Raw genomic sequence first — 22379 nt, 5'->3', positions numbered from 1 at the left:
GAGGGTCGATACCCCGGGAAGTCGATGCCCTGGTCAGTCCAGACCCCGGGCCCCCGCTGGGACTCAGGGCCGCAGCAGGATCTTGCCCTTGCGGCCTGGGACGAAGTTCGCCTTCGACGCCTCGCGCACCTGATCGAAGGGGTAGGTCGCCTCGGCGGTGAGCGAGAGGGTGCCGTCCTTGACGCGGGTGAGCAGCTCGGTGAACAGCTCGCCCCGGCGCTGCGGCGCCAGCTCGCTCATCACGCGGGAGCCCCAGAAGCCCTTGACGGTGATGTTGTTGAAGATGATGGCCCCGGAGTTCAGTCCCATGGTGCCCCCGGCCATCGCGCCGAAGATCACCAGTGTCGCGTCCTCGCCCAGCTGGGAGAGCACATGGTTGCTCGCATCCCCGCCCACAGAGTCGATGCCGGCGACGACCCTCGCCCCGCCGGTGATCTCGGCGACGCGGTCCTGCCAGCCCGATGACTCGGTGGAGACGACCTGGTCGATGCCCTGAGCGTTGAGCTCCTCGACGCCGTCGTCGCGACGCACCAGGCCGAGCACGTTGATGCCCCTGGTCGGCGCGAGCTGGGCCAGCATCCGCCCCACGGCGCCGTTGGCGGCGTTCTGGATGATCCAGTCGCCCTCCTTCAGATCCAACCAGTCCAGCAGCGCGATGGTGGAGAAGGGCATCGCGACCAGCTGAGCGGCGACCTCGTCGTCGGCGTCGTCGTCCACCGGAATCAGGCCCGCCGCCGGCGCGGTGAAGGACTCCGCCCAGGCGCCGAAGACGCCACCAGCGGCGACCCGCTGACCCAGCTCGAGGTTCTCCACGCCCTCGCCGAGGGCGTCGATGACCCCGACGGCCTCAGACCCGGTGCGGGCCGGCAGCTCCGGCTTGAAGCCGTAGGACCCGCGGATGGTCCAGAGGTCGTGATTGTGGATCGGGGAGAGCAGGGTCCGCACCCGCACCTCGCCGGCACCGGGTTCCGGGGTGGAGACCTCTTCGACGTCAAGGACGTCCCAGGGCTCTCCGAAGGTCTGCTGGGTGACTGCGCGCATCTTCTCCTACTTCCATTCGGGGGTATGCGCTCGAAAACAGGAGATCGCGGACGCCTATTCCTGCGGCAATCTGCTGTGACGGCTCCCACGTAGACTGAGCGCACCGTAGACCGTTGGCCGCCCAGTCGAACCACCCGCATCGCTGGAGCCGGCCAAGACCATGAAGGCGAGACCCATGCCCGAAGAGAACAAGACCGAAGTCACCCAGGAAGAGTCCCTCGAGAACTACACCATCGGTGACTACCTGCTGGATCGGTTGGCCGAGCTCGGCCTGACCGAGTTGTTCGGCGTCCCCGGAGACTTCAACCTGCACTTCCTGGACCACGTCGTCGCCCACCGCAGCATCCGCTGGGTCGGCTCCGCGAACGAGCTCAACGCCGGCTACAGCGCCGACGGCTATGCCCGGATCCGCGGCATCGGCGCGTTCCTGACCACCTACGGGGTCGGGGAGCTCTCCGCGATCAACGCGGTGGCCGGCTCCTACGCCGAATCAGTCCCGGTGGTCCAGATCGTCGGGGCCCCGCCGAAGGAGACCCAGGCCTCGGGCCGGAAGATCCACCACTCCCTGGGCGACGGCGACTTCAAGCACTTCCTGCGCATGGCCGAAGAGGTCACCTGCGCCCACGCCGATCTCGATGCTCCCACCGCCACCTGGGAGATCGACCGCGTCCTGCGCGACGTCGTCTTCCGCCGTCGCCCCGGCTATCTGATGCTCGCCGCCGACGTCGCCGAGGTGGCCGCCTACCCGCCCTCGGAGCCGCTGACCACCGATCTCCCGGTGACCACCCCGCGCGCCGTCGCCGCCTTCGAAGACGCCGTGCGCCGTTTCCTGCCCGGACGGCGCACCGCCGTGCTCGCCGATCTGCTGGTCCACCGGCTCGGCGCCACCGAGGAGCTGGCCTCCTTCCTCACCGACTCCGAGCTGCCCTTCGCCACCCTCGCCTGGGGCAAGACCCTGGTCGATGAATCGGACCCGAACTTCGTGGGCATCTACGCCGGAGCCGCCTCGCAGGAGAGGGTGCGCGAGGTCATCGAGGGAGCCGATGCGCTGATCACCCTGGGAGTGGAATACACCGACAACACCACCGCGGGCTTCTCCATGGATCTCGATCCGGCACGGATGATCGACGTCTCCCGCTTCGGCGCCCGGGTCGGGGACGAGGTCTTCACCCCGATCTCGCTGCAGGACGCGCTGGCGGTGCTGCACCGAGTGACCACCGAGCTCGACGACGTCGCCCCCATGCCCGCGGCGCATGCCCCGGCCACCCAGACGCCACGGGATCCGGCCGAGGGTCCGCTGACCCAGGACGGTCTGTGGTCCGTGCTGGCCTCCCAGCTGGAATCTGCGAACATCGTCGCGGCCGACCAGGGCACCAGCTACTTCGGGATGGCCTCCCACCGGTTCCCGGCGAAGTCCACGTTCATCGGACAGCCCATGTGGGGCTCCATCGGTTACACCCTGCCCGCGATCATCGGTGCCGGTCTCGCCGATCCCAGCCGCCGCCCGGTGTTGCTGATCGGTGACGGCTCTGCGCAGCTGACCATCCAGGAGATGGGCGTGATGATCCGCGAGAAGCTGCCCGTGGTGGTGGTGCTGGTGAACAACGACGGCTACACCGTGGAGCGCGCCATCCACGGACCCGACGAGATCTACAACGACATCGCTCCCTGGCGCTGGGAGCTGGTGCCCCGGCTCTTCGGCGCGGAAGAGGAGGACTACCTCTACCGCCGGGTCACCACCGAGGCGGAGCTGCTGGCGGCCTGCAAGGACACCATGAGCAACCGCGAGAAGCTGGTCTTCATCGAGGCGATCACCGACCGCGATGACATCCCGCAGCTGCTCGAAGATGTGGCCAACGCGCTCAAGCGATGAGCTCCATTGGCCTTGGACCCTGAGGCCGAGATACGATGAACCCCGGCCCCACGTGCGGTGCCATCCTGCTGAACTCCCCCAGGACCGGAAGGTAGCAAGGGTAAGTGGGCTCTGGCAGGTGCACGTGGGGCTCTTCATGTCTCCGGCGCGCCAGGTTCGACCGGGGCAGGACCTGCGGCCGCTGTGAGCTTCTAGAATCGAACCCATGGATCACCGGCCCGCGAGCACGCGCACCCGAAGGCTCCTCATCTGGCTGGGCACCTTCGCGGTGATCGGGATGATCAGCGGGGCCAGCTGGCTGATGATCAACGGGACGCTTCCGCTGAGCATCTTCGGCCGCGGATCGATCCCGACCGCCGAGCAGTGCCCCTCCAGCACGCAGCAGCCGGTGGTGCCCGAGCGGGTGCGGATCTCGGTGTTCAACACCACCAACGCCGCCGGGCTCGCCCACGAGGTGGCGGACGAGCTCCGTGATCGCAGCTTCCGAGTCGCCGAGGTGGACAACGACTATTTCGCGGACACCGGCTTCGCCGGGATCATCCGGGTGGGGGACCGGGGTCTGCGCCAGGCGTACACCCTCCAGCAGCACATCCCCGGCACGATGGTCGACGTCGATGAGCGCGATGATTACAGCGTGGATCTGATCCTGGGATCTGAGTTCTCGGTCCTGGACATGGAAGAGGCCGGGGACCTCGAGATGGTCCCCGGCCAGCTGCGCTGCTCCACCGGCTGAGTTCGCTCAGCCAGCTCGGTGCGATCCGGCGCGGCTCGGAACAGCTCTGCCCAGTTCAGTCAGTCTCAGCGTGCGTTCCTCCAGCGGCGCGCAGCGATGAAGCTGCGCACGCCCAGGATGATGTAGACCACCAGCACGATCACGGTGACCAGGGCGGAGATCACGGCGCCAGGGTTCTCGGACTCGCCGGCGAATAGCTCGGGCAGGCTCATCAGCGGCATGATCATGCCGAGTGCGCCCAGCAGCGCGACCACCAGGGCGATGTGCACCCCGAGCTTGCGGTTCTTCAGCGCGATGCCGCCGCTGATCAGCAGCAGCACACCCACCACCGAGGGGATCAGTGCGGTCATGCTCGCAAAGGAGGTGGCCACGTAGCCGATGATGCCGACCACCAGCAGCAGCCCGCCCACGATCAGGGTCAGCCGCGGCATCGGGCTGGAGGGGGCGGCCGGCGTCGTCGTCGGGTGTGTGGAGGTTTCGGGGTTTGTCATGGGTGCTCCTCGTGGTCTCGGATGGGCTGAATCTCGGGGTCCTGCGTCTTCTACACAGTGTAGAAGATGGGATCGGCTCGAATCTTCCGCAGTTTCTTCGATTGCGCAAAGAATCGCAGATCTTTGATGAAGAATCTCTGGTCTTGGGGGTTCACAGGGCGTGAACTGGGGTTGTCCCCGAAAAACGGTCCACGATTCAAAGGAGATTCAGATGACCGAGACACTTACTCCGCAGTTCGAGACATCGCAGACCTCGCAGCCCCAGGGCACGCTCAGCCCCGAGACCCAAGAGGTCTTCCAGCAGAAGGTCGACGCGCTGCAGCAGGACTGGGACACCAACCCGCGCTGGGAGCACACCACGCGTGACTACTCCGCAGCCGAGGTCATCAAGCTGCAGGGCAACGTCCAGGAGGAGCACACGCTGGCCAAGCGCGGCTCCGAGAAGCTCTGGAGCCAGCTCACCGCAGAGCACGCCGAGGGCAAGTACACCAACTCCCTGGGCGCACTGACCGGGAACATGGCGGTCCAGCAGGTCAAGGCCGGGCTGCGCGCCATCTACCTCTCCGGCTGGCAGGTCGCCGGTGATGCCAACCTCTCCGGGCACACCTACCCGGACCAGTCGCTCTACCCGGCGAACTCGGTGCCCTCTGTGGTGCGCCGGATCAACAACGCGCTGCTGCGCGCGGATCAGATCGATTACCTCGAGGGCACTCGCACCGTGGAGGACTACCTGGTCCCGATCATCGCCGACGCCGAGGCCGGCTTCGGCGGGCCGCTGAACGCCTACGAGCTGATGAAGTCCATGATCGCCTCCGGCGCGGCCGGTGTGCACTGGGAAGACCAGCTCGCCTCGGAGAAGAAGTGCGGACACCTCGGCGGCAAGGTCCTGATCCCCACCGGTCAGCACGTGCGCACGCTGCAGTCGGCCCGGCTGGCCGCAGATGTGCACAACACCCCCAGCGTGGTCATCGCCCGCACCGACGCCGAGGCGGCCACCCTGATCACCTCCGACGTCGACGAGCGTGACACTCCCTTCATCACCGGGGAGCGCACCGCCGAGGGCTTCTACAAGGTGCGCAACGGCATCGAACCCTGCATCGCCCGCGCCAAGGCCTACGCGCCCTACGCGGACCTGATCTGGATGGAGACCGGCACCCCGGACCTGGAGTACGCCAAGCAGTTCGCCGAGGCGGTCAAGGCCGAATACCCCGACCAGATGCTGGCGTACAACTGCTCGCCCTCCTTCAACTGGAAGAAGCACCTCGACGACGAGACCATCGCGAAGTTCCAGCGCGAGCTCGGCGCCATGGGCTTCACCTTCCAGTTCATCACCCTGGCCGGCTTCCACGCGCTGAACTACTCGATGTTCGAGCTGGCACGCGGATACAAGGAGAACCAGATGAAGGCCTATGTGGAGCTCCAGGAGAAGGAGTTCGCCGCAGAGGCCGAGGGCTACACCGCCACCAAGCACCAGCGCGAGGTCGGCACCGGTTACTTCGACGCCATCTCCACCACGTTGAACCCCGAGTCCTCCACGGTGGCCTATAAGGGCTCCACCGAAGCAGGACAATTTCATTGATCCACCGGCATTGACAAAGGAGTCAGCCATGAACGCCCAGACCAGCACATCCATCCAGTCCAGCACCGAACGCCGCAATGAGAGCATCGCCGGTCCCACCGAGGAGACGCAGAGCACCGGCATCACCATCAACGGGATCACCCTCACGGCACCGCGGGCACCGCGGCAGAACGAGGTGTTCACCGCGGATGCGCTGACCTTCCTGAGCACCCTGCACCGCGAATTCGGCACACGCATCGCCGAACTTCAGGCGCCGGAGCTGCAGCCGCAGCGGAACTTCGCACCGAGCCCGACGGGCCGGCGCGGCAGTGCGGAGGAGGCCGAGGCCTCCTGGAAGGCGCTGGTCGAGCGGTACCTGGTGGAGCCACCCGCGGCCTTCACGACGCCCCGGCGACTGACCCGGTCCGAGGACCGGATCTTCTCGCAGGGGCAGCCGCTCTCGGCCGGACTGGTCGACTTCGCGCTGCACATCCAGCGCCGGGCCCGTCGCCTGGTCTCGGAGGGCAGGGCTCCGTTCATCTCGCTGCTCGGCATCGAGGGTGAGCAGGAGCTCGAGATCTGGCAGGAGATGTTCACCCGCGCCGAGGAGCTGGTCGGACTTCCCGCCGGCACCATCCGGGCCATCACGTTCAGCGCCGAGCAGGACGACGCCGGCGGGGCCGTCCTGCTGCAGAAGCGGGCCCGCTGAGCGGCTCGATGATCAACGTCAGCGTGCGCTCCCCGTCCCCGAGGCTTGAAGAAGAAACCGGCAGGTCGGCCGGGTCCTTCGGAGGGCGACTGGGGCGGGGAGTCCCGCTGCGCGCGAGAGGAAACTGTGTGGCACCTCACTGGGTAGACTCGACTCCATGAGCACAGCTCAGCCGCAGCGGACACCGAGGTCCGCCCCGACACCATCCAGACCTCCGGTCACCTCCGGGCAGCTGCGCTCCATCGAGCGCGCCTCGGTCGAGTCTGAAGAGGACGGCTTCGATCTGATCGCGCTCGGCAGGCGTGTGCGCCACCTGCGCAAACAGGCCGGAATGACCCTCGATGCCCTCGCGGAGGCGCTGGGCACCGCGCCGAGCCAGCTCTCGCTGCTGGAGAACGGTCGCCGCGAACCCAAGCTCTCGCAGCTGCAGCAGCTGGCGAAGGTGCTCGAGGTCAGCTTCGACGACCTCTTCGGCGCCGAGCCGCCTTCGAAGCGCGCCGCCCTGGAGATCGAGCTGGAGAAGGCGCAGCGCGGCCCGCTCTACGCAGCGCTGAACCTTCCCCCGGTGCGGATCAGCAACCGGCTGCCCATGGACGTCTTGGAATCCCTGGTGGCGCTGCAGCGCGAGCTGCGCCGTCGTCTGGAGGAGCAGGCCGCGACTCCCGAGGAGGCGCGGCGAGCCAATACCGAGCTGCGCGAAGAGATGCGCGCCAAGCACAACTACTATCCCGAGATCGAGGCTGCCGCCCAGGGGCTGCTGGAGGCGGTGGATCACCGCGACGGTCCGCTGTCCCACCACGTCGCCGCGGACATCGCGGCGCATCTGGGGTTCTCGCTGCGCTTCGTGAAGAACCTGCCGGAGTCCACCCGCTCGCTGACGGATCAGAAGAACCGGATCATCTATCTCACCCAGGGCGCCTCCCGGCAGTGGGACGCGCGTTCGGTGCTGCTCCAGGCGCTGGGTCACCAGGTGCTGGGTCACACCGAGCCGGAGGACTACTCGGAGTTCCTGCGTCAGCGGGTCTACACCAACTACTTCGCGGCGAGTCTGCTGATGCCCCAGGCCACCACGGTGAAGTTCCTCCAGGAGTCCAAGGCGCGCAAGGAGATCGCGATCGAGGACCTGCGGGATGCCTTTGCGGTCTCCTACGAGTCGGCGGCACACCGGTTCACCAATCTCGCGACCGAGCATCTGGGCATCACGTGTCATTTCCAGAAGGTCCATGAGTCCGGGATCTTGCACAAGGCCTATGAGAACGACGGCGTGAACTTCCCGGCGGATCACTCCGGGGCCATCGAAGGCCAGACCATCTGCCGGCAGTGGACCTCACGGCAGGTCTTCGAGGTCGACGACAAGTTCCGCTCCTTCCACCAGTACACCGACACCACGGTGGGCACCTTCTGGTGCACTGCGCGCACCGAGGCGCACTCCTCGGGGCTTTACTCGCTCTCCATCGGCGTGCCCTTCGAGCATGTGAAGTGGTTCCGCGGCTCCGACACCACCTCCCGATCCGCCTCCCGCTGCCCCGATGATCCGACCTGCTGCCGGCAGCCCCCGACCGAGCTCGCCGCTCGCTGGGAGGGTCAGGCATGGCCGGCGGCGCGCGCCAACAGCCACCTGCTCGCGGCCATGCCGCAGGGAGCGTTTCCCGGAGTGGACACCACCGAGGTCTATGAGTTCCTGGAGCGGCACTCGCGTCAGGACTGAGCATCCTGGTGGACGGCCGGGCCTGTCCGGGTGCATCCGGGCGGGGAAATCCCGAGTTGGATTGTTGAACAATCCTGCGGAGTCAGGCATTCTTGACTCAGCTCACACTGAGACGTGGGCAACATCTGCTCAAGGAGGACCCTGTGGCACAGATCGACCTGAACAGCGACGTCGGAGAGTCCTTCGGCAACTGGACCATCGGCGACGACGCCGCGATCCTGCGCACCGTCTCGAGCGCGAACATCGCCTGTGGATTCCATGCCGGGGACCCGATGACCATTCGTGCCACCGCCGCCGAAGCGGTGGCGAACGATGCCGTCATCGGTGCGCATATCGGCTACCGCGATCTGGCCGGATTCGGCCGCAGGCACCTGGAATGCTCCCGGGACGAGCTTGCCGCCGATGTGCTCTACCAGCTCGGCGCGCTGGAGGGGATCGCGGCCGCGGCCGGCTCCCAGATCCGCTACGTGAAGCCCCACGGTGCCCTCTACCACTCGATGATCTCGCACACCGAGCACGCCCACGCCGTCATCGACACCATTGCGGCCTATCAGCGCAGCACCGGACGCGATCTGCCGGTGCTGCTGCTGCCGGGCTCGATCGCCCTGGACTTCGCTGCCGAAGCCGGTCTGCGCGGGGTCTCCGAGGCCTTCGCCGATCGCAGCTACAACCCCGACGGCACACTGGTCTCCCGGCGCGAACCCGACGCGGTGCTCCACGACACCGAGCAGATCGTGGAGAACATGCTGCGCTTGGCCGAGGAGTCGGTGCTGATCGCCCGGGACGGCACCCGCATCGAGACCCGCGCCGAGTCCATCTGCACCCACGGCGACACGGCCGGGGCGGTGGCCATGGCGCACGCGGTGCGCACCGCCCTGGAGGGCGCCGGAGTCGAGATCCGCAGCTTCGCATGATCAGCTCCGTTCGAGAGGCCGGCCCCCGCGCGCTGCTGCTGGAGTTCCAGACCCTAGATGAGGTGCTCGCCTGCCACCAGCAGCTGCGCCGCGAACCGCTGCCCGGTCAGCTGGAGGCCGTCGCGGCGGCGCGCACCATCCTGCTGCGCTTCACCGCCCGTCCGGCGCTGCGCCAGGCGCGAGAGAGCCTCTCCACCCTGACCTTCGGGGAGTTCTCCGCCGCAGACGCCCGCCACGTGGAGCTGGAGGTGGTCTACGACGGCGCGGACCTCGAGGACCTGGCCTCCGAGCTGGGGATCAGCGCCGAGGCACTGATCCACTGGCACAGCAGCACCACCTGGACCGGCGCCTTCGGCGGCTTCGCCCCGGGGTTCGCCTACTGCGTGCCCAGCGCCGGGTCCGGTCAGGACCTCTCGGGCCAGTCCGGTCAGGACCTCCCGGACGAGTCCGGCGATGCTGTCTCGGACGAGTCCGCCTCGGTGGCGTCCGGGCGGTTCGACGTGCCGCGCCGCAGCAGCCCACGCACCGCCGTGCCCGCCGGTGCCGTCGCCCTGGCCGGTGAGTTCTCCGCGGTCTACCCGCGAGTCTCCCCGGGCGGCTGGCAGCTGATCGGCCACACCCAGGCCACCATGTGGGACCTCTCCCGCGAAGCCGACGGGGAGTCACCGGCGCTGGTCCGCCCAGGAGACTCGGTGCGCTATAAGCCCGTGCCCGCCCGGTCGGTCACCAGCGGATCCACCTCCGAGCAGCCCGCCTCAAGGCAAGAGACCCAGCAGGAGGAGGACGCCGCGCTCACGGTCCTGGACCCGGGCCTGCAGGCCCTGATCCAGGACCTCGGCCGCAGCGGGCTCAGCGACCTCGGCGTCTCCCGCGCGGGGGTCGCCGACGAAGCCGCCGCCCGCCAGGTGAACCGGCTTCTCGGCAACGCCCCGCAGGCCGCGGTGATCGAAGCGCTGCACGGCGGACTCACCCTCCAGGCAGAGGCCACCGTGGTGCTCGCCGTGTCCGGTGCCCAGGTGCCGATGCAGGTCACCGCCCCCGACGGCGCCAGCCGGAGCGTCCCGCTGCGCGCCCCCTTCGCCCTGAGCGCGGGGGAGATCCTGAGACTGGGGAGCCCCGAGCGTGGACTGCGCAGCGTGATCGGCCTGCGCGGAGGTGTCCACGCCACCCCGGTGCTGGGCAGCGTCTCAGCAGACACCATGTCTGGGCTGGGCCCCGACCCGCTCGCGGTCGGCGACCGGCTGCGCACCGCCGGGGCCGTCCGCGGCGCCGTCGAGCCGCCGATGGACCCCGGACCCCAGCCCGGGGCGGAGCACGGCTCCACCGAGGCCGGTCCCGTGCTGCGCTTCACCTACGGCCCCCGCGCCGACTGGTTCAGCCCCGAGGAGGCCGCCCGGCTGGCGGCTCAGCCCTGGTCCGTGTCCCAGTCCTCGAACCGGATCGGCATCCGACTCGGGGTCCCCGAGCACGACACCGATGAGGCCGCCGGAGCCATGCGCCCGCTGCGCCGGCTGAAGGAGGGCGAGCTGCCCAGTGAGGGCGTGGTCCGTGGTTCGCTGCAGATGCCCCCGGCGGGCACCCCGGTGCTCTTCCTCAACGACCACCCCGTGACCGGGGGATACCCCGTGATCGGAGTGGTGATCGACGAAGACCTGCCCCGCGCGGCCCAGCTGGCCCCTGGAGACCAGATCACGCTCCTGCCGGTGGACCCCGACACGCTCACCCCGCTGCCAGGTCCCCACGACCCGACTGTCCCGGACACTCCGGCAGCCCCTGCCACCCAGACCGCCACGACCCCTGACGCAGAAGAGAAGACCTCCCCATGAAGCGCATCCTGATCGCCAACCGTGGCGAGATCGCCGTCCGCATCATCCGCAGCGCCCGCGAGTCCGGGTATCACGCCGCAGCCGTCTACGCGGATCAGGACGCTGATTCGCTGCACGTGCAGCTCGCCGACGACGCCGTCGCGCTGCACGGCACCACCCCGGCCCAGAGTTATCTGGATCAGCAGAAGCTGCTCGCCGCGGCCCGCGAGGTCGACGCCGACGCGATCCACCCGGGTTACGGCTTCCTCTCCGAGAACGCCGACTTCGCCCGGGCGGTCATCGATGCCGGGCTCACCTGGATCGGACCCCGACCGGAGACCATCGAATCGCTAGGGAACAAGGTCACCGCCCGGGCGCTCGCGGTCAAGGTCGGTGCACCCCTGGTGCCCGGCACCGACGGCCCGGTCGCCGGCGCCGAGGAGATCCGCCGGTTCGTGGCCGAGCACGGTCTGCCGGTGGCGATCAAGGCCGCACACGGCGGCGGCGGGCGCGGCATGCGCATCGTCCGCGAGGAGGCTGAGATCGAAGACGCCTTCGCCTCGGCCGTGCGGGAGGCAGAATCGGCCTTCGGTCGCGGGGAGTGCTTCGTGGAGCGCTTCCTGGACCGGCCCCGGCACGTGGAGGCTCAGGTCCTCGCGGACACCCAGGGCAACGTCGTCGTCATCGGCACGCGCGACTGCTCGCTGCAGCGGCGCAACCAGAAGCTGGTCGAGGAGGCCCCCGCGCCGTTCCTCAGCAAGGACCAGCGCGCGGAGATCCACCGCTCCGCCCGCGCGATCTGCGCCGAGGCGGGCTACATCGGGGCGGGCACCGTGGAGTACCTGCTCAGCCCCGGCCAGGGGGAGCAGCCCGGACTCCTGAGCTTCCTGGAGGTCAACACGCGGCTCCAGGTGGAGCATCCGGTGACCGAGGAGACCTCCGGCGTGGACCTGGTGGCTGAGCAGCTGCGCATCGCCGAGGGCCAGCCGCTGCGCTTCACCGAGGATCCGCCCTCGCGCGGACACTCGGTGGAGTTCCGGCTCAACGCCGAGGAGCCAGCCCACGGGTTCCTGCCCACCCCGGGGCCGGTGGAGCTCTTCGCCGCGCCCACCGGGCCCGGCATCCGCGTGGACACCGGGGTGCGCAGCGGTGATGAGATCTCCGGGGCCTTCGACTCGATGCTGGCCAAGCTCGTGGTGACCGGCCCGGATCGGGCGACCACGCTGCGCCGCGCCCAGATGGCCCTGGCCGAGATGCGCATCGAGGGCCTGCCCACCGTGCTGCCCTTCCACCGCCAGGTCCTGGAGGCCGAGGACTTCCTCGCCGCCGAGGGAGCCGAGAGCTTCCGCGTCCATACCCGCTGGATCGAGACCGAGTTCGAGGCCGCCTACGGCGAGTCCATGGCCGAGTCCGAGCATCTGGCCGCGGCGCTGCGCCACCGTGAGCAGCGGATGCGTCGCACCACCGTGGAGATCGACGGCCGAGCCGTGAGCCTGGGACTGCCCGGGGCTCTGCTGAACCTGCTCAACGCCGGCGGCAGTCAGGCGACCAGCCCGGACGACGACGCCGCGGCCACCACCCCGGGGCAGACCGCACCCGGCGCCGTGGTCTCGAAGCTGGCGGGCAGCCTGGTCAGCTTCGCGGTCCAGGACGGGGCCGAGGTCGCCGCAGGGGATCCGATCGCGGTGGTGGAGGCGATGAAGATGGAGTCCACTGTGGCGGCGCCGCGCGGTGGACGATTCCACCGGGAGGACCTCGCGCCGGGTGCGGCGCTGCAGGCCGGTCAGGTGCTCGGCAGCATCGAATGACACGGACTGCCAGACGTTGAGGTGCAGGGGAGGCGTCTCGGATAGATTGAGGTCATGACCGACGTGACGTGGAGCTCCTTGTCCGCCGAAGGGCTGCATGAGCACGCTCAGGCGCCGGAACGAGTCGCGGAGCTGCTGCGCGGAGCGATCTCAGCCGGCACCATCCGTCCGGGGTCGAAGCTCCCCGAGGTGGAGCTCACCCGGCAGCTGGACATCTCTCGACACACGCTGCGCAGCGGCTTCCAGATCCTGGCCTCGGAAGGCCTGGTGGAGCGGCACCCCAACCGCGGGGTATTCGTGCACCAGCCCACGGCGGCCGACGTCGTGGAGGTCTACCGGGTCCGCCGGGTGCTGGAGGTCGGGGCCGTGCGGACCGCGGATTTTCCTCCGGAGGAGCTGGAGCAGCTGCATCGGATCGTCTCTGCCGCCGAGCTGGCGCGCGAGCGCGGAGACATCCCCGCCATGGCGCAGGCGAACCAGGTCTTCCACCGCACCATCGCCGCCCAGGTGCGCAGCGCGATGATCGACGCGCTCATGGAACAGGTGCTGGCGCGGATGCGACTGGCGTTCTACGCCAAGTCCGAGCAGCCGAGCTTCCATCACACCTACATCGTGCGCAACCGAGAGCTGGCACGGCTGCTGAGCCAGGGTGATCGGGCCGCCGCCGAGGCGTACCTGCTGAGCTACCTCGACGCGGCCGAGGCCGAGCTGCTGGAACACCTGGACAGCTGAGCTCGACGGGGCTGGAGCTGACGGGTTCTTCGGGGCTGGACCTGAAGGGTTCAGCCCCGAAGATCAGCGTTTCTGCCGGTAGGGATCGAACTGCGGCTTCTGGTAGGCGTACTCTCCACCCTGGCGTCCCCCGTATGGGCGACCGTGATCGGCGTACTCCTCGCGCAGGAACACCACCCGCCAGACGCCCAGGTCGATCCGGGAACCGGTGCGCAGGGTGACCGGAGCTCCGGGCTCGGCGCTCCGAGAGCCGCCGATGGAGCCGTGCCGGACGATCACATACTCGTCGAACTCATCATGCAGGATCTCGGCATGAAGCGGCTCCAACCCCGAGAGCAGGAGATCCGAGGATTCATCGCTGCCGATCAGGGTTCGATCCGAGACCAGGTTGAACTCCAGCGGGCCCGCCCCGGGGTAGTCCGTCCGGCTCATGATCAGCCGGGGACGTCCCGCCCCTCGCGGGGCGTGGGTGGTCGTGACCCGGCGTCGGATCATGCGGTTGAAGGTCGGAGCCGGGGGCCAGGGGGTCTCCGGCGGGATCAGCGAAGAGGCGCCCTGGGTGTCACCCGATCCGGCACCGGCGAAGCGCGGCAGAGACTTCAGCGAACCCAGCCGGATATGCTTCGACCGGGTCAGCACCCGGCTCATCATCGTGGGCTTCACCGCCCCGAGGCTCACGATCTCCCCGTCGGGACCGATGATGGAGAGCGTCAGGTCCCGCGCCGCGAGCTGACTGGCGAATCCGTCGGCGACGCGGGTGATCGAGCGCGGCATCCCATCGAGCAGGGAAGAATCGTCCGTGCGGACCTCGATGTGGCGGCCGGCTGCTGTGATGGTGGCGTTCACCGGCGCAGCCGGGGTGCCGTCCTCTGCGACCTGGGTGAGACTCACGGCAAGATCGATGTCTAGACGCATGGCTCCTCCAACCTCAGTCGTTCACCGTCAGCTTGCGTCGTCGCTGGTGGTCACCCGCAGGGTGCCGTTGAACTTCCAGATCGCCCGTGGAGCGTCCGGGCCGATGTCGCGGGGGACCTCTACGGTCATGTCTTGGAGCGTGTAGTTCACCACGGCGCCCCGGCCGGTGAGGTAAGACCACATCTCCTGGCCGAGATCTGCCCAGTCACCGATCTGGTGGGGCTGGTTTCCCTGTGGGTTCACGCTCTCGGGGCGGGTGCTCTCAGTCATGGCTGCTTCTCCTGAACAATGTCGGCGCCGCATGGCTGCGGTGCAGAGGATCGGTGAGCTCTCGCTCACCGTCATCATCACTCGGAGAAGCCCGGTTGGGAAGACCTCGCGTGCCGCTGACCTCACATTACGTCGTATTACATGACCGGCCGTGCGACCAGGTGTCGCCGCGCAGGAGCGTCTGCACCCCGGTGTCGCTCCGACGCTGTCTCCAAGTGCTCCGAAGTGCACCGGCGACTCCGAGGAACGCGGCGAAGCGGGACTGCCTGTGGCGCTGCCGAGAGGATGCCGAGTCACAGAAGAGCACCGGTCTGTCCCGGCAAGTAAGGTGCTGACATGGATCTTTCCCAGAAGCTGCTGGTGGCGGCGAGAGTCACCGCCCTGATCAACGTGGCCGTGGTGATCCTGCTCTTCGTCTCCGCCGGGCTCCTGGTGGAGGAGTCCCGCGCCCTGGGGGTCCATGGATTCGGCGCCATCGCGTTCCATGTCACCTCGGGGGTGTTGGCCCTGAACCTCCTGGTGCTGGCCTGGCGTGCGAAGACCGGTCGAGTCGCGGCCGCGGTATCGGTGGCGCTGTTCGCCCTGACGTTCCTCCAGGCATCCTTGGGCAGCGGACTGGACATCGCGCAGCACATCTCCGGCTCTGTCGTGCTGACCCTGATGGCAGCGGGACTCGCCTTCTGGACGTTCTCGACCACCCTGACGCCCCGTCCCTCGACGCCCACCGCCCGCTCGACGCCGACCCGCGGCGCGAGACTCTCCGAGAAGGAAGACCATGATGACTGATTCTGCCCCGAGCGCTGCGCTGCCCAAGACCCTGCTGGCGTCCCTGGCCCTGCCGGCTCTGCTGCTGCTCACCTCCTGTGGCGAGAGCTCCCAGGAACAGTCCCCGGCCGAGGACCAGGAGGCGGAGCAGGCGGAGACGACAGAGCTCGATGAGACTGCCCCCGGCGAGGACCCTGTCGAGGAGGAGCAGGCCGAGGAGGAGCAGCCCGAGGGCACTGACTCCGAGGGTGCGGGGCAGGCGATCTCCATGGCCGAGGTGGAGTCCAACGACTCACCAGACTCCTGCTGGGCCGTCCTGGATGAGACGGTCTATGACCTGACGACCTGGATCGAGGAACACCCCGGCGGCGAGGCGCGCATCGAGCAGCTCTGCGGCACCGACGCCACCGAGGACTTCGGAGCCCAGCACGGCGGGGACTCCGCCCCTGAATCCCAGTTGGCCGAGCTTGAGATCGGTGAGCTCGAAGGCTGATCGCACCATCGCTTCGGGGCGGCCGCACCTCGGCTGGGTGGTCTGAGAGAACTGGTCTCAGGCCCGGGGCGGGTCATCCCGCCGCACCCCCACATAGACCGTGTTCGAGGAGATCCCACCGGTGAGGTGATTGGCGAACTCCACCACGTGCGCCGCGGTGTCATCGAAGACCGTCCCGAGAGTGGCCATGAACTGCTCATCAGGCCGATCATCGGACCACAGGGTGAAGACCCCGCGCTCGGTGAGATGCTGCGCGAGGACGCCCAGCCCGTCGGTGGTGTAGAGATCGGCGTGGCTGGGGTGAAGCGTGTGCCGAGGGGAGTGGTCGACGTCGAGCAGGATCAGGTCATGGCCAGCTGCATCAGGGGCCGGCGGGGTTCCCATCACCGCGAAGAAGTCGTCGTGGCGCAGGGTGGTGCGAGGGTCATCGACGAGCTCTGCTGAGACCGGCAGCAGCTTGCGCCGGTGCCAGTCGATGACCGCTGGGAGCGCGTCGATCACCTGCAGCCGATGGACCCGGGGATCACCGAGCGCGGTCACCGCCGTGTAGCCCAGGCCCAGACCGCCGACGACGACGTCGAGCTGCTCGCCCCTGGTCGCAGCCAGACCCAGCACCGACATCTGTTCCTCCGCCACGGTGAACAGGCTCGACATGAGGAACTCCTCGCCGAGCTTGACCTCATAGATCTGCGTGCCGGTGCCGGGCTCGGTGCGCCGACGCAGCATCAGTTCACCCATCGGGGTCTGCTGCCAGTCCAGCTCTTCGAACCGTGCGATCATGCGGGGGTCTCTCCTCGGGTAGGGGTCGTCTCGTGCGGGGGAGGGGTCGTCGAACCCTCGGTGGCGAACTGGGTCCGGTAGAGCTCGGCGTAGCGGCCATCGGCGGCAAGCAGCTCGGTGTGCGTGCCGCGCTCGACGATCTTCCCGGCCTCGACCACCAGGATCGCATCCGCTGCGCGCACGGTGGAGAGCCGGTGGGCGATCACCAGGGCGGTCCGGCCCACCAGTGCCTCGGTCAGGGCCGCCTGCACGGCGGCCTCGGAGGTGGAGTCCAGGGCGGCGGTGGCCTCATCGAGGATCACCACCTGGGGCTGGGCCAGGAGGAGCCGGGCCAGGGTCATCCGCTGGCGCTCGCCGCCGGAGAGCCGGTAGCCGCGTTCCCCGACCACGGTGTCGAGGCCATCGGGCATGGAATGCACGACCTCCTCCAGTCGGGCCCGGCGGATCGCGTCCCAGACCTGCTCGTCGGTGGAATCCGGCGCCGGCAGGGTGAGGTTGGCCCGGATGGTGTCGTGGAACAGGTGTCCGTCCTGGGTGACCACACCGAGGGTCGCGCGCAGCGAGTCGAAGGTGGTCTCGCGCAGGTCCACGCCGGCCATGCGCACCGCGCCGGAGTCCACATCGTAGAGCCGGGCCAGCAGCGCGGCGATGGTGGACTTCCCGGCCCCGGAGGACCCCACGATGGCCACGGTCTGACCGGGCTCCACCCGCAGGCTGATGCCGTGCAGCACCTCCTCGCCGCCGCGCTGGTCCAGTGTGGCGACCTCTTCCAGGGAGGCCAGCGAGACCTTCTCCGCGGAGGGGTAGGAGAAGCTGACGTTCTCGAACTCGACGGCGGTGGGGCCCTTGGGCAGCGGCTGGGCGTCTTCCTTCTCGGTGATCAGCGGCTTGAGGTCCAAGACCTCGAAGACGCGCTCGAAGCTGACCAGCGCACTCATCACCTCGACCCGGGCGCTGGCCAGGGCGGTCAGCGGCGCGTAGAGCCGGGTGAGCAGCAGCGCCAGGGAGACCACGGCGCCAGCCTCGAGGTCGCCGGCGATCGCGTAGAAGCCGCCCAGGCCATAGACCAGAGCCAGGGCCAGCGCGGAGACCAGGGTCAGCGCGGTGATGAAGGTGGACTGCAGCATCGCGGTCTTGACTCCGATGTCCTGCACCCGGCGGGCGCGCCGCTCGAACTCCGCGGACTCCTCCTCGGGGCGTCCGAAGAGCTTGATCAGTGTGGCGCCCGGGGCAGAGAAGCGTTCGGTCATCTGGGTGCCCATGGTGGCGTTGTGGTTTGCCGCCTCGCGCTGCAGCTTGGCCAGCCGGCCGCCCATCAGACGAGCAGGCACCACGAACACCGGAAGCAGCACCAGGGCCAGCAGCGTGACCTGCCAGGACAGCGAGAGCATCGCGATGATGGTGAGCAGCACCATCACCAGGTTCCCGACGACGCCGGAGAGGGTGCCGCTGAAGGCGCGCTGAGCACCGATGACGTCGTTGTTCAACCGGCTCACCAGCGCTCCGGTGCGGGTGCGGGTGAAGAACGCGATCGGCATCTTCTGCACGTGGTCGAACACGGCGGTGCGCAGATCCAGGATCAGGCCCTCGCCGATCCGTGAGGAGAGCCAGCGGCTCAGGATGTTGAACCCGGCGTCGGCCACGGCGATGATCGCGATCAGCACGGCGAGTCGGATCACGACCCCCACCTCCGCGGAGCTGGTGATCGCGTTGATGACCTGGCCTGCCAGCAGCGGAGTCGCCACCGCCAGTGCGGCGGTGACCACCGAGAGGATCAGGAACCAGATCAGCCTGGTGCGATGCGGGCGGGCGAACCGGCCGATCCGGGTCAGCGTCTCCCGGTTGAACGGCCGGTAGTCCTTCTTCGCGTGGGTCATGCTGTACAGCGAGCCCCATGCCGCGCGTTCCATGCTCACGCACTAACCCCCAAGATCTTCCCGGGTGCCGCGCTGGCTGCGACGGCACCGTTGAGCGCACAGGCCACAACCGACACCACGCTACTCGCATTCCGATGCCGCGCCCCACCCCAGGTCAGCCCGCCCTTGAGCGTGGAGTCGCCGCCGCTTAGGGTCACACACATGACCAACGCCGCCATGTCCAGCCTGATGCTGATCTTCGGGCTCGGAGCAGTCATCGCCGTCATCGCCTTCATCGTGGTCGCCCTGATCCAGGTGGCTCGCGAACCGCTGCTGCCCCCGGTGCTGCGGGTGTGCTGGGTGATCGTGCTGGTGGGCTTTCCGATCATGGGCACACTGATCTGGTTCGGGTTCGGCCACGGCATCAACCAGCGGATCCTCTCCGGGACCTGACCGTGCTCCAAGCCGCCGGGCGTGTGACGGGCATGTAAAACCTGGGCGGATTGTTCCACAATCCCTTGCCTGGATTGTTGAACAACAGTACTGTGAGCTGTGATCCACGGAATAGACGTGCGTCACATGTGCCACCGGCGCAGTGCCCACGGTGTTCCCCCTACTCACCCCGGAGGGCTCCTGTGGCTGACGCCTCAACCCCCAGATCCTCTGCCGCGGATGCACCCCGCAGCTCCCAGACCGAGACTCCCGAACCCAGCGGACCGGTGCTGATCCGCACCCGTCGCACCGCGCTGCTGGGTGCCATGTTCCTGATGGCCACCAGCGCCGTGGGTCCGGGCTTCATCACCCAGACCGCCACCTTCACCTACCAGCTCGGCGCCGCCTTCGGCTTCGCCATCCTGATCTCGGTGCTGGTGGACATCGCCGTGCAGCTCAACGTCTGGCGGGTGCTCGGGGTCTCCGGGCTCTACGCGCAGACCCTGGGCAACCGGATCCTTCCCGGACTGGGCTGGGCGCTGGCCGCGCTGATCTTCTTCGGCGGGGTCGTGTTCAACATCGGCAACATCGCCGGTGCCGGGCTGGGCCTGAACGCGATGACCGGCATGGACGCCCGCATCGGCGGCGGCCTCTCGGTGATCTTCGCGCTGCTGATCTTCCTCTCCAAGAAGGCCGGGGTCGCGCTGGACCGGATCGTGGTGGCCTGTGGCGCCGTGCTGATCCTGCTGATGATCTTCATGGCCGCCACCACCGCCCCGCCGCTGGGCGAGGCGCTGCGCCAGACCTTCGTGCCCGACCAGGTGGAGTTCCTGGTGATCACCACCCTGATCGGCGGCACCGTGGGCGGATACATCACCTATGCCGGCGCCCACCGGCTGATCGCCTCGGGCAACACCGGGGTCGAGAACGTCAAGGCGATCTCCCAGACCTCCATCCTGGGCATCGTGGTGGCCACCGTGATCCGCTTCCTGCTCTTCCTCGCCGTGCTCGGCGTGGTCTCCACCGGTGTGGTCCTGGCTGAGGACAACGTCGCCGCGGACGCGTTCTCCGTGGCGCTCGGCGAGATCGGGCTGCGCGTCTTCGGCGCGGTCTTCTGGGTCGCCGCGATCACCTCGGTCCTGGGCTGCACGTACACCACGGTGTCCTTCCTGACGACGAAGAACACCACGGCCCGGACCAAGAACTGGTACTTCCTGGGATTCCTGGTGCTCACCACCGGCGTATTCCTGATGCTGGGTCAGGCACCACAGACCCTGCTGATCATGGCCGGAGCCTTCAACGGCACCGTGCTGCCGCTGGGCTTCGCCGTGATCCTCTACGCCGCCTGGCGCCGCCGTGACCTGCTCCAGGGCTATAAGTACCCCAAGTGGCTGCTGATCCTCGGCGTGCTGGTCTGGCTGCTGACCATCTACATGGGCTACAACTCGCTGGGCGGTCTGGCCAGCCTCTGGACCGAAGGATGAGCCAGGCCGCAGGTTCCACAGCTGCGCTGAGTCCCGCCGCAGCCCGCGCCCAGTTCCGCGCCGGGCTGCGGCGGCCCACCAGTGGGATCAGCCCTGGCTTCGCCCAGGTCAACCTGCTGGCGCTGCCCCGAGAGCTGGCCTTCGACATGCTGCTCTTCGCCCAGCGCAACCCGAAGTCCTGCCCGGTGCTCGGCGTCTTTGAACCCGGGCAGTTCCACGACGCCGGCGCGGCGAATCCGCTGCTGGCAGAGGGTGATCTGCGCACCGACATCCCGGCCTACCGGGTCTACCGCGAGGGTGAGCTCACCGCCGAACCTGGTGACGCAACACAGCACTGGCGCGAGGACCTGGTGGCCTTCCTGATCGGGTGCAGCTTCACCTTCGAGGCCCCGCTGCTCGAGTCCGGGATCCCGATCGCCCACATCGAGCAGGGCGTGAACGTGCCGATGTACAAGACCGCCATCCGCTGTGAACCGGCGGGCCGGCTCAGCGGACCCCTGGTGGTCTCGATGCGCCCGCTGCCGGCGCATCTGATCGCCGACGCGGTCCGGATCACCTCGCGTTACCCCGGGGTGCACGGCGCTCCGGTGCACATCGGCAGCCCCGCCGATCTGGGCATCACGGACCTCGACGCGCCGGACTTCGGGGATCCGGTGCAGATCCCCGCGGGCTGGACCCCGGTGTTCTGGGCCTGCGGGGTCACCCCGCAGGCGGCGGTGATGGAGTCTGCACCGGAGCTGGCGATCAGCCACGCCCCGGGGCACATGTTGATCACCGACCTGCCCAACACGGCGCTGCAGGTGCCCTGAGCCTCGGGCCACCAGACATCAGCGCGCTTGTGGCGCGGGCCTGCCGGGCGCCACGCGTCCCACCGAGGGGGCTGGGCACCACCGGTCCCACCGAGGGGGCTGGGCGCCACCTGCGGTGCTGGACGCTGCGGTTCATTCCCGAGACCGGTGTGGGAAACCTCATGGGCATTGTCGTGAGACGGTCCTTGCGGGTATTCTGGCTGCGGCCATACAGTCGAAGGCATGAGCACCGAATCAACCCAGACATCCTTCCCCGCCATCAGCGAGCTGCAGGGCACCCAGCTGGCCTTCGACGATCCCACCACCCGGCACAGCAAGATCTCCCCGCCGAAGCAGGATCAGGCCGAGCCGGGCCTGGAGGTGGACGCCGAGCCGACGCCGGACATCGGGCTGGACTCCTACCGCGGACTGGGTCGCCTGCAGGGCCGGAAGGCTCTGGTGACCGGCGGTGACTCAGGGATCGGCGCGGCCACTGCCGTCGCCTTCGCCCGTGAGGGTGCCGATGTGGCCATCGCCTACCTTCCCGCCGAGGGCAAGGACGCCGAGCGCGTCATCGCCGCGATCGAAGCCGCCGGACGCACCGCGGTCGCGCTGCCCGGTGACCTGATGGACAAGGACTACCGCGAGGGCCTGGCGGACGCCGCCGCCGAGGGCCTGGGTGGACTGGACATCCTGGTCAACAACGCCGGCAAGCAGATCGTCAACGACTCCCTGGAGGAGCTCACCGACGAGCAGGTCGATGAGGCCTTCCAGATCAACATCAAGTCGATGTACACGCTCAGCCGCGCCGCGCTGAAGCATATGGGCCCGGGTTCGACCATCGTGAACTCCACCTCGGTCCAGGCCTACCAGCCCAACCCGATGCTGCTGGACTACGCGGCCACCAAGGCCGCGATCAACAACTTCACCAAGGGTCTGGCCCAGCAGCTGGGCCCCCGGGGCATCCGGGTCAACGCCGTGGCGCCGGGCCCGGTCTGGACGGTCATCCAGCCCAGCGATGGTCAGCCGAAGGAGAAGCTGCCCGAGTTCGGCCACGACACCCCGCTGGGTCGTCCCGGGCAGCCGGTGGAGATGGCGCCGGCCTTCGTGTTCCTGGCCTCCCCGGAGTCCAGCTACGTCAGCGGTGAGACGCTCAACGCCAACGGCGGCACACCCACGCCGTAGTGGTCACTGAGACCGGAGCAGCTTTTTGATGCACATAGG

At 68.5% G+C, this 22379-nt stretch carries 21 protein-coding genes and 1 other RNA gene; 16 read left to right on the top strand and 6 right to left on the bottom strand.

Annotated elements, in window-relative coordinates; translation table 11 throughout:
- Nucleotides 1-63: 63 nt before the first annotated feature.
- The gene (locus HNR11_RS01800) at nucleotides 64-1041 is read right to left on the bottom strand and encodes a zinc-binding dehydrogenase (RefSeq protein WP_179440860.1); all 978 of its coding nucleotides are present in this window, start codon (nucleotides 1039-1041) and stop codon (nucleotides 64-66) included.
- 175 nt (nucleotides 1042-1216) lie between these two features.
- On the opposite strand from HNR11_RS01800, the gene HNR11_RS01795 reads away from it, so the two are divergent.
- From HNR11_RS01795 to HNR11_RS01785, 3 genes are all read left to right on the top strand, one after another.
- Nucleotides 1217-2914, top strand: coding sequence for an alpha-keto acid decarboxylase family protein (locus tag HNR11_RS01795; protein ID WP_179440858.1), 1698 nt, complete (start codon nucleotides 1217-1219; stop codon nucleotides 2912-2914).
- 41 nt (nucleotides 2915-2955) lie between these two features.
- Nucleotides 2956-3052: signal recognition particle sRNA small type (gene ffs, locus HNR11_RS01790), an RNA gene on the top strand.
- A 67-nt stretch (nucleotides 3053-3119) separates the two neighbouring features.
- Nucleotides 3120-3647, top strand: coding sequence for a LytR C-terminal domain-containing protein (locus HNR11_RS01785; protein WP_179440856.1), 528 nt, complete (start codon nucleotides 3120-3122; stop codon nucleotides 3645-3647).
- 65 nt (nucleotides 3648-3712) lie between these two features.
- Here HNR11_RS01785 and HNR11_RS01780 read toward each other — a convergent pair whose 3' ends face one another.
- Nucleotides 3713-4138, bottom strand: a complete 426-nt coding sequence (locus HNR11_RS01780; protein ID WP_246310286.1) for a hypothetical protein — start codon at nucleotides 4136-4138, stop codon at nucleotides 3713-3715.
- A gap of 211 nt (nucleotides 4139-4349) precedes the next feature.
- On the opposite strand from HNR11_RS01780, the gene aceA reads away from it, so the two are divergent.
- From aceA to HNR11_RS01745, 7 genes are all read left to right on the top strand, one after another.
- The gene (gene aceA / locus HNR11_RS01775; RefSeq protein WP_179440854.1) at nucleotides 4350-5717 is read left to right on the top strand and encodes an isocitrate lyase; all 1368 of its coding nucleotides are present in this window, start codon (nucleotides 4350-4352) and stop codon (nucleotides 5715-5717) included.
- 28 nt (nucleotides 5718-5745) lie between these two features.
- On the top strand, nucleotides 5746-6405 hold the full coding sequence (locus HNR11_RS01770) for an aldolase/citrate lyase/malate synthase family protein (protein WP_179440852.1): 660 nt from the start codon (nucleotides 5746-5748) through the stop codon (nucleotides 6403-6405).
- 157 nt (nucleotides 6406-6562) lie between these two features.
- A complete protein-coding gene (locus HNR11_RS01765; protein ID WP_179440850.1) occupies nucleotides 6563-8113 on the top strand; it encodes an XRE family transcriptional regulator in 1551 nt (516 codons plus the stop codon).
- Between the two features lie 143 nt (nucleotides 8114-8256).
- Nucleotides 8257-9027: a 5-oxoprolinase subunit PxpA gene (locus HNR11_RS01760; RefSeq protein ID WP_179440848.1), complete on the top strand. Its 771-nt coding sequence runs from the start codon at nucleotides 8257-8259 to the stop codon at nucleotides 9025-9027.
- Nucleotides 9024-10853 carry a 5-oxoprolinase subunit B/C family protein gene (locus HNR11_RS01755; protein ID WP_179440847.1) on the top strand — a complete coding sequence of 610 codons (1830 nt, stop codon included), beginning with the start codon at nucleotides 9024-9026 and terminating at the stop codon, nucleotides 10851-10853. Before HNR11_RS01760 ends, HNR11_RS01755 begins: the two co-directional genes overlap by 4 nt.
- Nucleotides 10850-12640 carry an acetyl/propionyl/methylcrotonyl-CoA carboxylase subunit alpha gene (locus HNR11_RS01750; protein WP_179440845.1) on the top strand — a complete coding sequence of 597 codons (1791 nt, stop codon included), beginning with the start codon at nucleotides 10850-10852 and terminating at the stop codon, nucleotides 12638-12640. The genes HNR11_RS01755 and HNR11_RS01750 overlap by 4 nt, the downstream gene beginning before the upstream one ends.
- Before the next feature lie 54 nt (nucleotides 12641-12694).
- A complete protein-coding gene (locus tag HNR11_RS01745) occupies nucleotides 12695-13372 on the top strand; it encodes a GntR family transcriptional regulator (RefSeq protein ID WP_179440843.1) in 678 nt (225 codons plus the stop codon).
- A 63-nt stretch (nucleotides 13373-13435) separates the two neighbouring features.
- On the opposite strand, the gene HNR11_RS13945 is transcribed toward HNR11_RS01745, so the two are convergent.
- A complete protein-coding gene (locus HNR11_RS13945; RefSeq protein WP_246310285.1) occupies nucleotides 13436-14287 on the bottom strand; it encodes an FHA domain-containing protein in 852 nt (283 codons plus the stop codon).
- A gap of 27 nt (nucleotides 14288-14314) precedes the next feature.
- A complete protein-coding gene (locus tag HNR11_RS01735) occupies nucleotides 14315-14557 on the bottom strand; it encodes a hypothetical protein (protein WP_058887454.1) in 243 nt (80 codons plus the stop codon).
- A 336-nt stretch (nucleotides 14558-14893) separates the two neighbouring features.
- Between HNR11_RS01735 and HNR11_RS01730 the strand changes: the two genes are divergently transcribed.
- Both HNR11_RS01730 and HNR11_RS01725 read left to right on the top strand, forming a co-directional pair.
- Nucleotides 14894-15343, top strand: coding sequence for a hypothetical protein (locus HNR11_RS01730; RefSeq protein ID WP_179440841.1), 450 nt, complete (start codon nucleotides 14894-14896; stop codon nucleotides 15341-15343).
- On the top strand, nucleotides 15336-15815 hold the full coding sequence (locus HNR11_RS01725; protein ID WP_218849632.1) for a cytochrome b5-like heme/steroid binding domain-containing protein: 480 nt from the start codon (nucleotides 15336-15338) through the stop codon (nucleotides 15813-15815). Before HNR11_RS01730 ends, HNR11_RS01725 begins: the two co-directional genes overlap by 8 nt.
- Nucleotides 15816-15872: 57 nt before the next feature.
- Here the strand turns inward: HNR11_RS01725 and HNR11_RS01720 are convergent, their stop codons facing one another.
- Nucleotides 15873-16595: a polyamine aminopropyltransferase gene (locus tag HNR11_RS01720; protein ID WP_179440838.1), complete on the bottom strand. Its 723-nt coding sequence runs from the start codon at nucleotides 16593-16595 to the stop codon at nucleotides 15873-15875.
- Nucleotides 16592-18511, bottom strand: a complete 1920-nt coding sequence (locus HNR11_RS01715) for an ABC transporter ATP-binding protein (RefSeq protein ID WP_343050558.1) — start codon at nucleotides 18509-18511, stop codon at nucleotides 16592-16594. Before HNR11_RS01715 ends, HNR11_RS01720 begins: the two co-directional genes overlap by 4 nt.
- A 162-nt stretch (nucleotides 18512-18673) precedes the next feature.
- Between HNR11_RS01715 and HNR11_RS01710 the strand changes: the two genes are divergently transcribed.
- From HNR11_RS01710 to HNR11_RS01695, 4 genes are all read left to right on the top strand, one after another.
- Nucleotides 18674-18904 (top strand): hypothetical protein, encoded by a 231-nt coding sequence (locus HNR11_RS01710; RefSeq protein WP_179440835.1) that lies wholly within the window; start codon nucleotides 18674-18676, stop codon nucleotides 18902-18904.
- Nucleotides 18905-19086: 182 nt separating this feature from the next.
- The gene (locus HNR11_RS01705) at nucleotides 19087-20367 is read left to right on the top strand and encodes an NRAMP family divalent metal transporter (protein WP_415859995.1); all 1281 of its coding nucleotides are present in this window, start codon (nucleotides 19087-19089) and stop codon (nucleotides 20365-20367) included.
- Nucleotides 20364-21176: a putative hydro-lyase gene (locus tag HNR11_RS01700; RefSeq protein ID WP_179440834.1), complete on the top strand. Its 813-nt coding sequence runs from the start codon at nucleotides 20364-20366 to the stop codon at nucleotides 21174-21176. The genes HNR11_RS01705 and HNR11_RS01700 overlap by 4 nt, the downstream gene beginning before the upstream one ends.
- Nucleotides 21177-21398: 222 nt before the next feature.
- On the top strand, nucleotides 21399-22340 hold the full coding sequence (locus HNR11_RS01695; RefSeq protein ID WP_058887448.1) for an SDR family oxidoreductase: 942 nt from the start codon (nucleotides 21399-21401) through the stop codon (nucleotides 22338-22340).
- Nucleotides 22341-22379 lie beyond the last annotated feature (39 nt).

The sequence above is a fragment of the Nesterenkonia sandarakina genome (assembly GCF_013410215.1).
GTDB lineage: Bacteria > Actinomycetota > Actinomycetes > Actinomycetales > Micrococcaceae > Nesterenkonia > Nesterenkonia sandarakina.
The sequence above is the reverse complement of the archived record's forward strand: the minus strand, read 5'-3'. Positions and strand labels throughout refer to the sequence as shown.

Excerpts from the sequence above, each read along its gene's own strand:
- HNR11_RS01800 (WP_179440860.1), bottom strand. The coding sequence starts at position 1,041 with ATGCGCGCAGTCACCCAGCAGACCTTCGGAGAGCCCTGGGACGTCCTT.
- HNR11_RS01795 (WP_179440858.1), top strand. The coding sequence starts at position 1,217 with ATGCCCGAAGAGAACAAGACCGAAGTCACCCAGGAAGAGTCCCTCGAG.
- HNR11_RS01785 (WP_179440856.1), top strand. The coding sequence starts at position 3,120 with ATGGATCACCGGCCCGCGAGCACGCGCACCCGAAGGCTCCTCATCTGG.
- HNR11_RS01780 (WP_246310286.1), bottom strand. The coding sequence starts at position 4,138 with ATGACAAACCCCGAAACCTCCACACACCCGACGACGACGCCGGCCGCC.
- aceA (WP_179440854.1), top strand. The coding sequence starts at position 4,350 with ATGACCGAGACACTTACTCCGCAGTTCGAGACATCGCAGACCTCGCAG.
- HNR11_RS01770 (WP_179440852.1), top strand. The coding sequence starts at position 5,746 with ATGAACGCCCAGACCAGCACATCCATCCAGTCCAGCACCGAACGCCGC.
- HNR11_RS01765 (WP_179440850.1), top strand. The coding sequence starts at position 6,563 with ATGAGCACAGCTCAGCCGCAGCGGACACCGAGGTCCGCCCCGACACCA.
- HNR11_RS01755 (WP_179440847.1), top strand. The coding sequence starts at position 9,024 with ATGATCAGCTCCGTTCGAGAGGCCGGCCCCCGCGCGCTGCTGCTGGAG.
- HNR11_RS01750 (WP_179440845.1), top strand. The coding sequence starts at position 10,850 with ATGAAGCGCATCCTGATCGCCAACCGTGGCGAGATCGCCGTCCGCATC.
- HNR11_RS01745 (WP_179440843.1), top strand. The coding sequence starts at position 12,695 with ATGACCGACGTGACGTGGAGCTCCTTGTCCGCCGAAGGGCTGCATGAG.
- HNR11_RS13945 (WP_246310285.1), bottom strand. The coding sequence starts at position 14,287 with ATGCGTCTAGACATCGATCTTGCCGTGAGTCTCACCCAGGTCGCAGAG.
- HNR11_RS01735 (WP_058887454.1), bottom strand. The coding sequence starts at position 14,557 with ATGACTGAGAGCACCCGCCCCGAGAGCGTGAACCCACAGGGAAACCAG.
- HNR11_RS01730 (WP_179440841.1), top strand. The coding sequence starts at position 14,894 with ATGGATCTTTCCCAGAAGCTGCTGGTGGCGGCGAGAGTCACCGCCCTG.
- HNR11_RS01725 (WP_218849632.1), top strand. The coding sequence starts at position 15,336 with ATGACTGATTCTGCCCCGAGCGCTGCGCTGCCCAAGACCCTGCTGGCG.
- HNR11_RS01720 (WP_179440838.1), bottom strand. The coding sequence starts at position 16,595 with ATGATCGCACGGTTCGAAGAGCTGGACTGGCAGCAGACCCCGATGGGT.
- HNR11_RS01710 (WP_179440835.1), top strand. The coding sequence starts at position 18,674 with ATGACCAACGCCGCCATGTCCAGCCTGATGCTGATCTTCGGGCTCGGA.
- HNR11_RS01700 (WP_179440834.1), top strand. The coding sequence starts at position 20,364 with ATGAGCCAGGCCGCAGGTTCCACAGCTGCGCTGAGTCCCGCCGCAGCC.
- HNR11_RS01695 (WP_058887448.1), top strand. The coding sequence starts at position 21,399 with ATGAGCACCGAATCAACCCAGACATCCTTCCCCGCCATCAGCGAGCTG.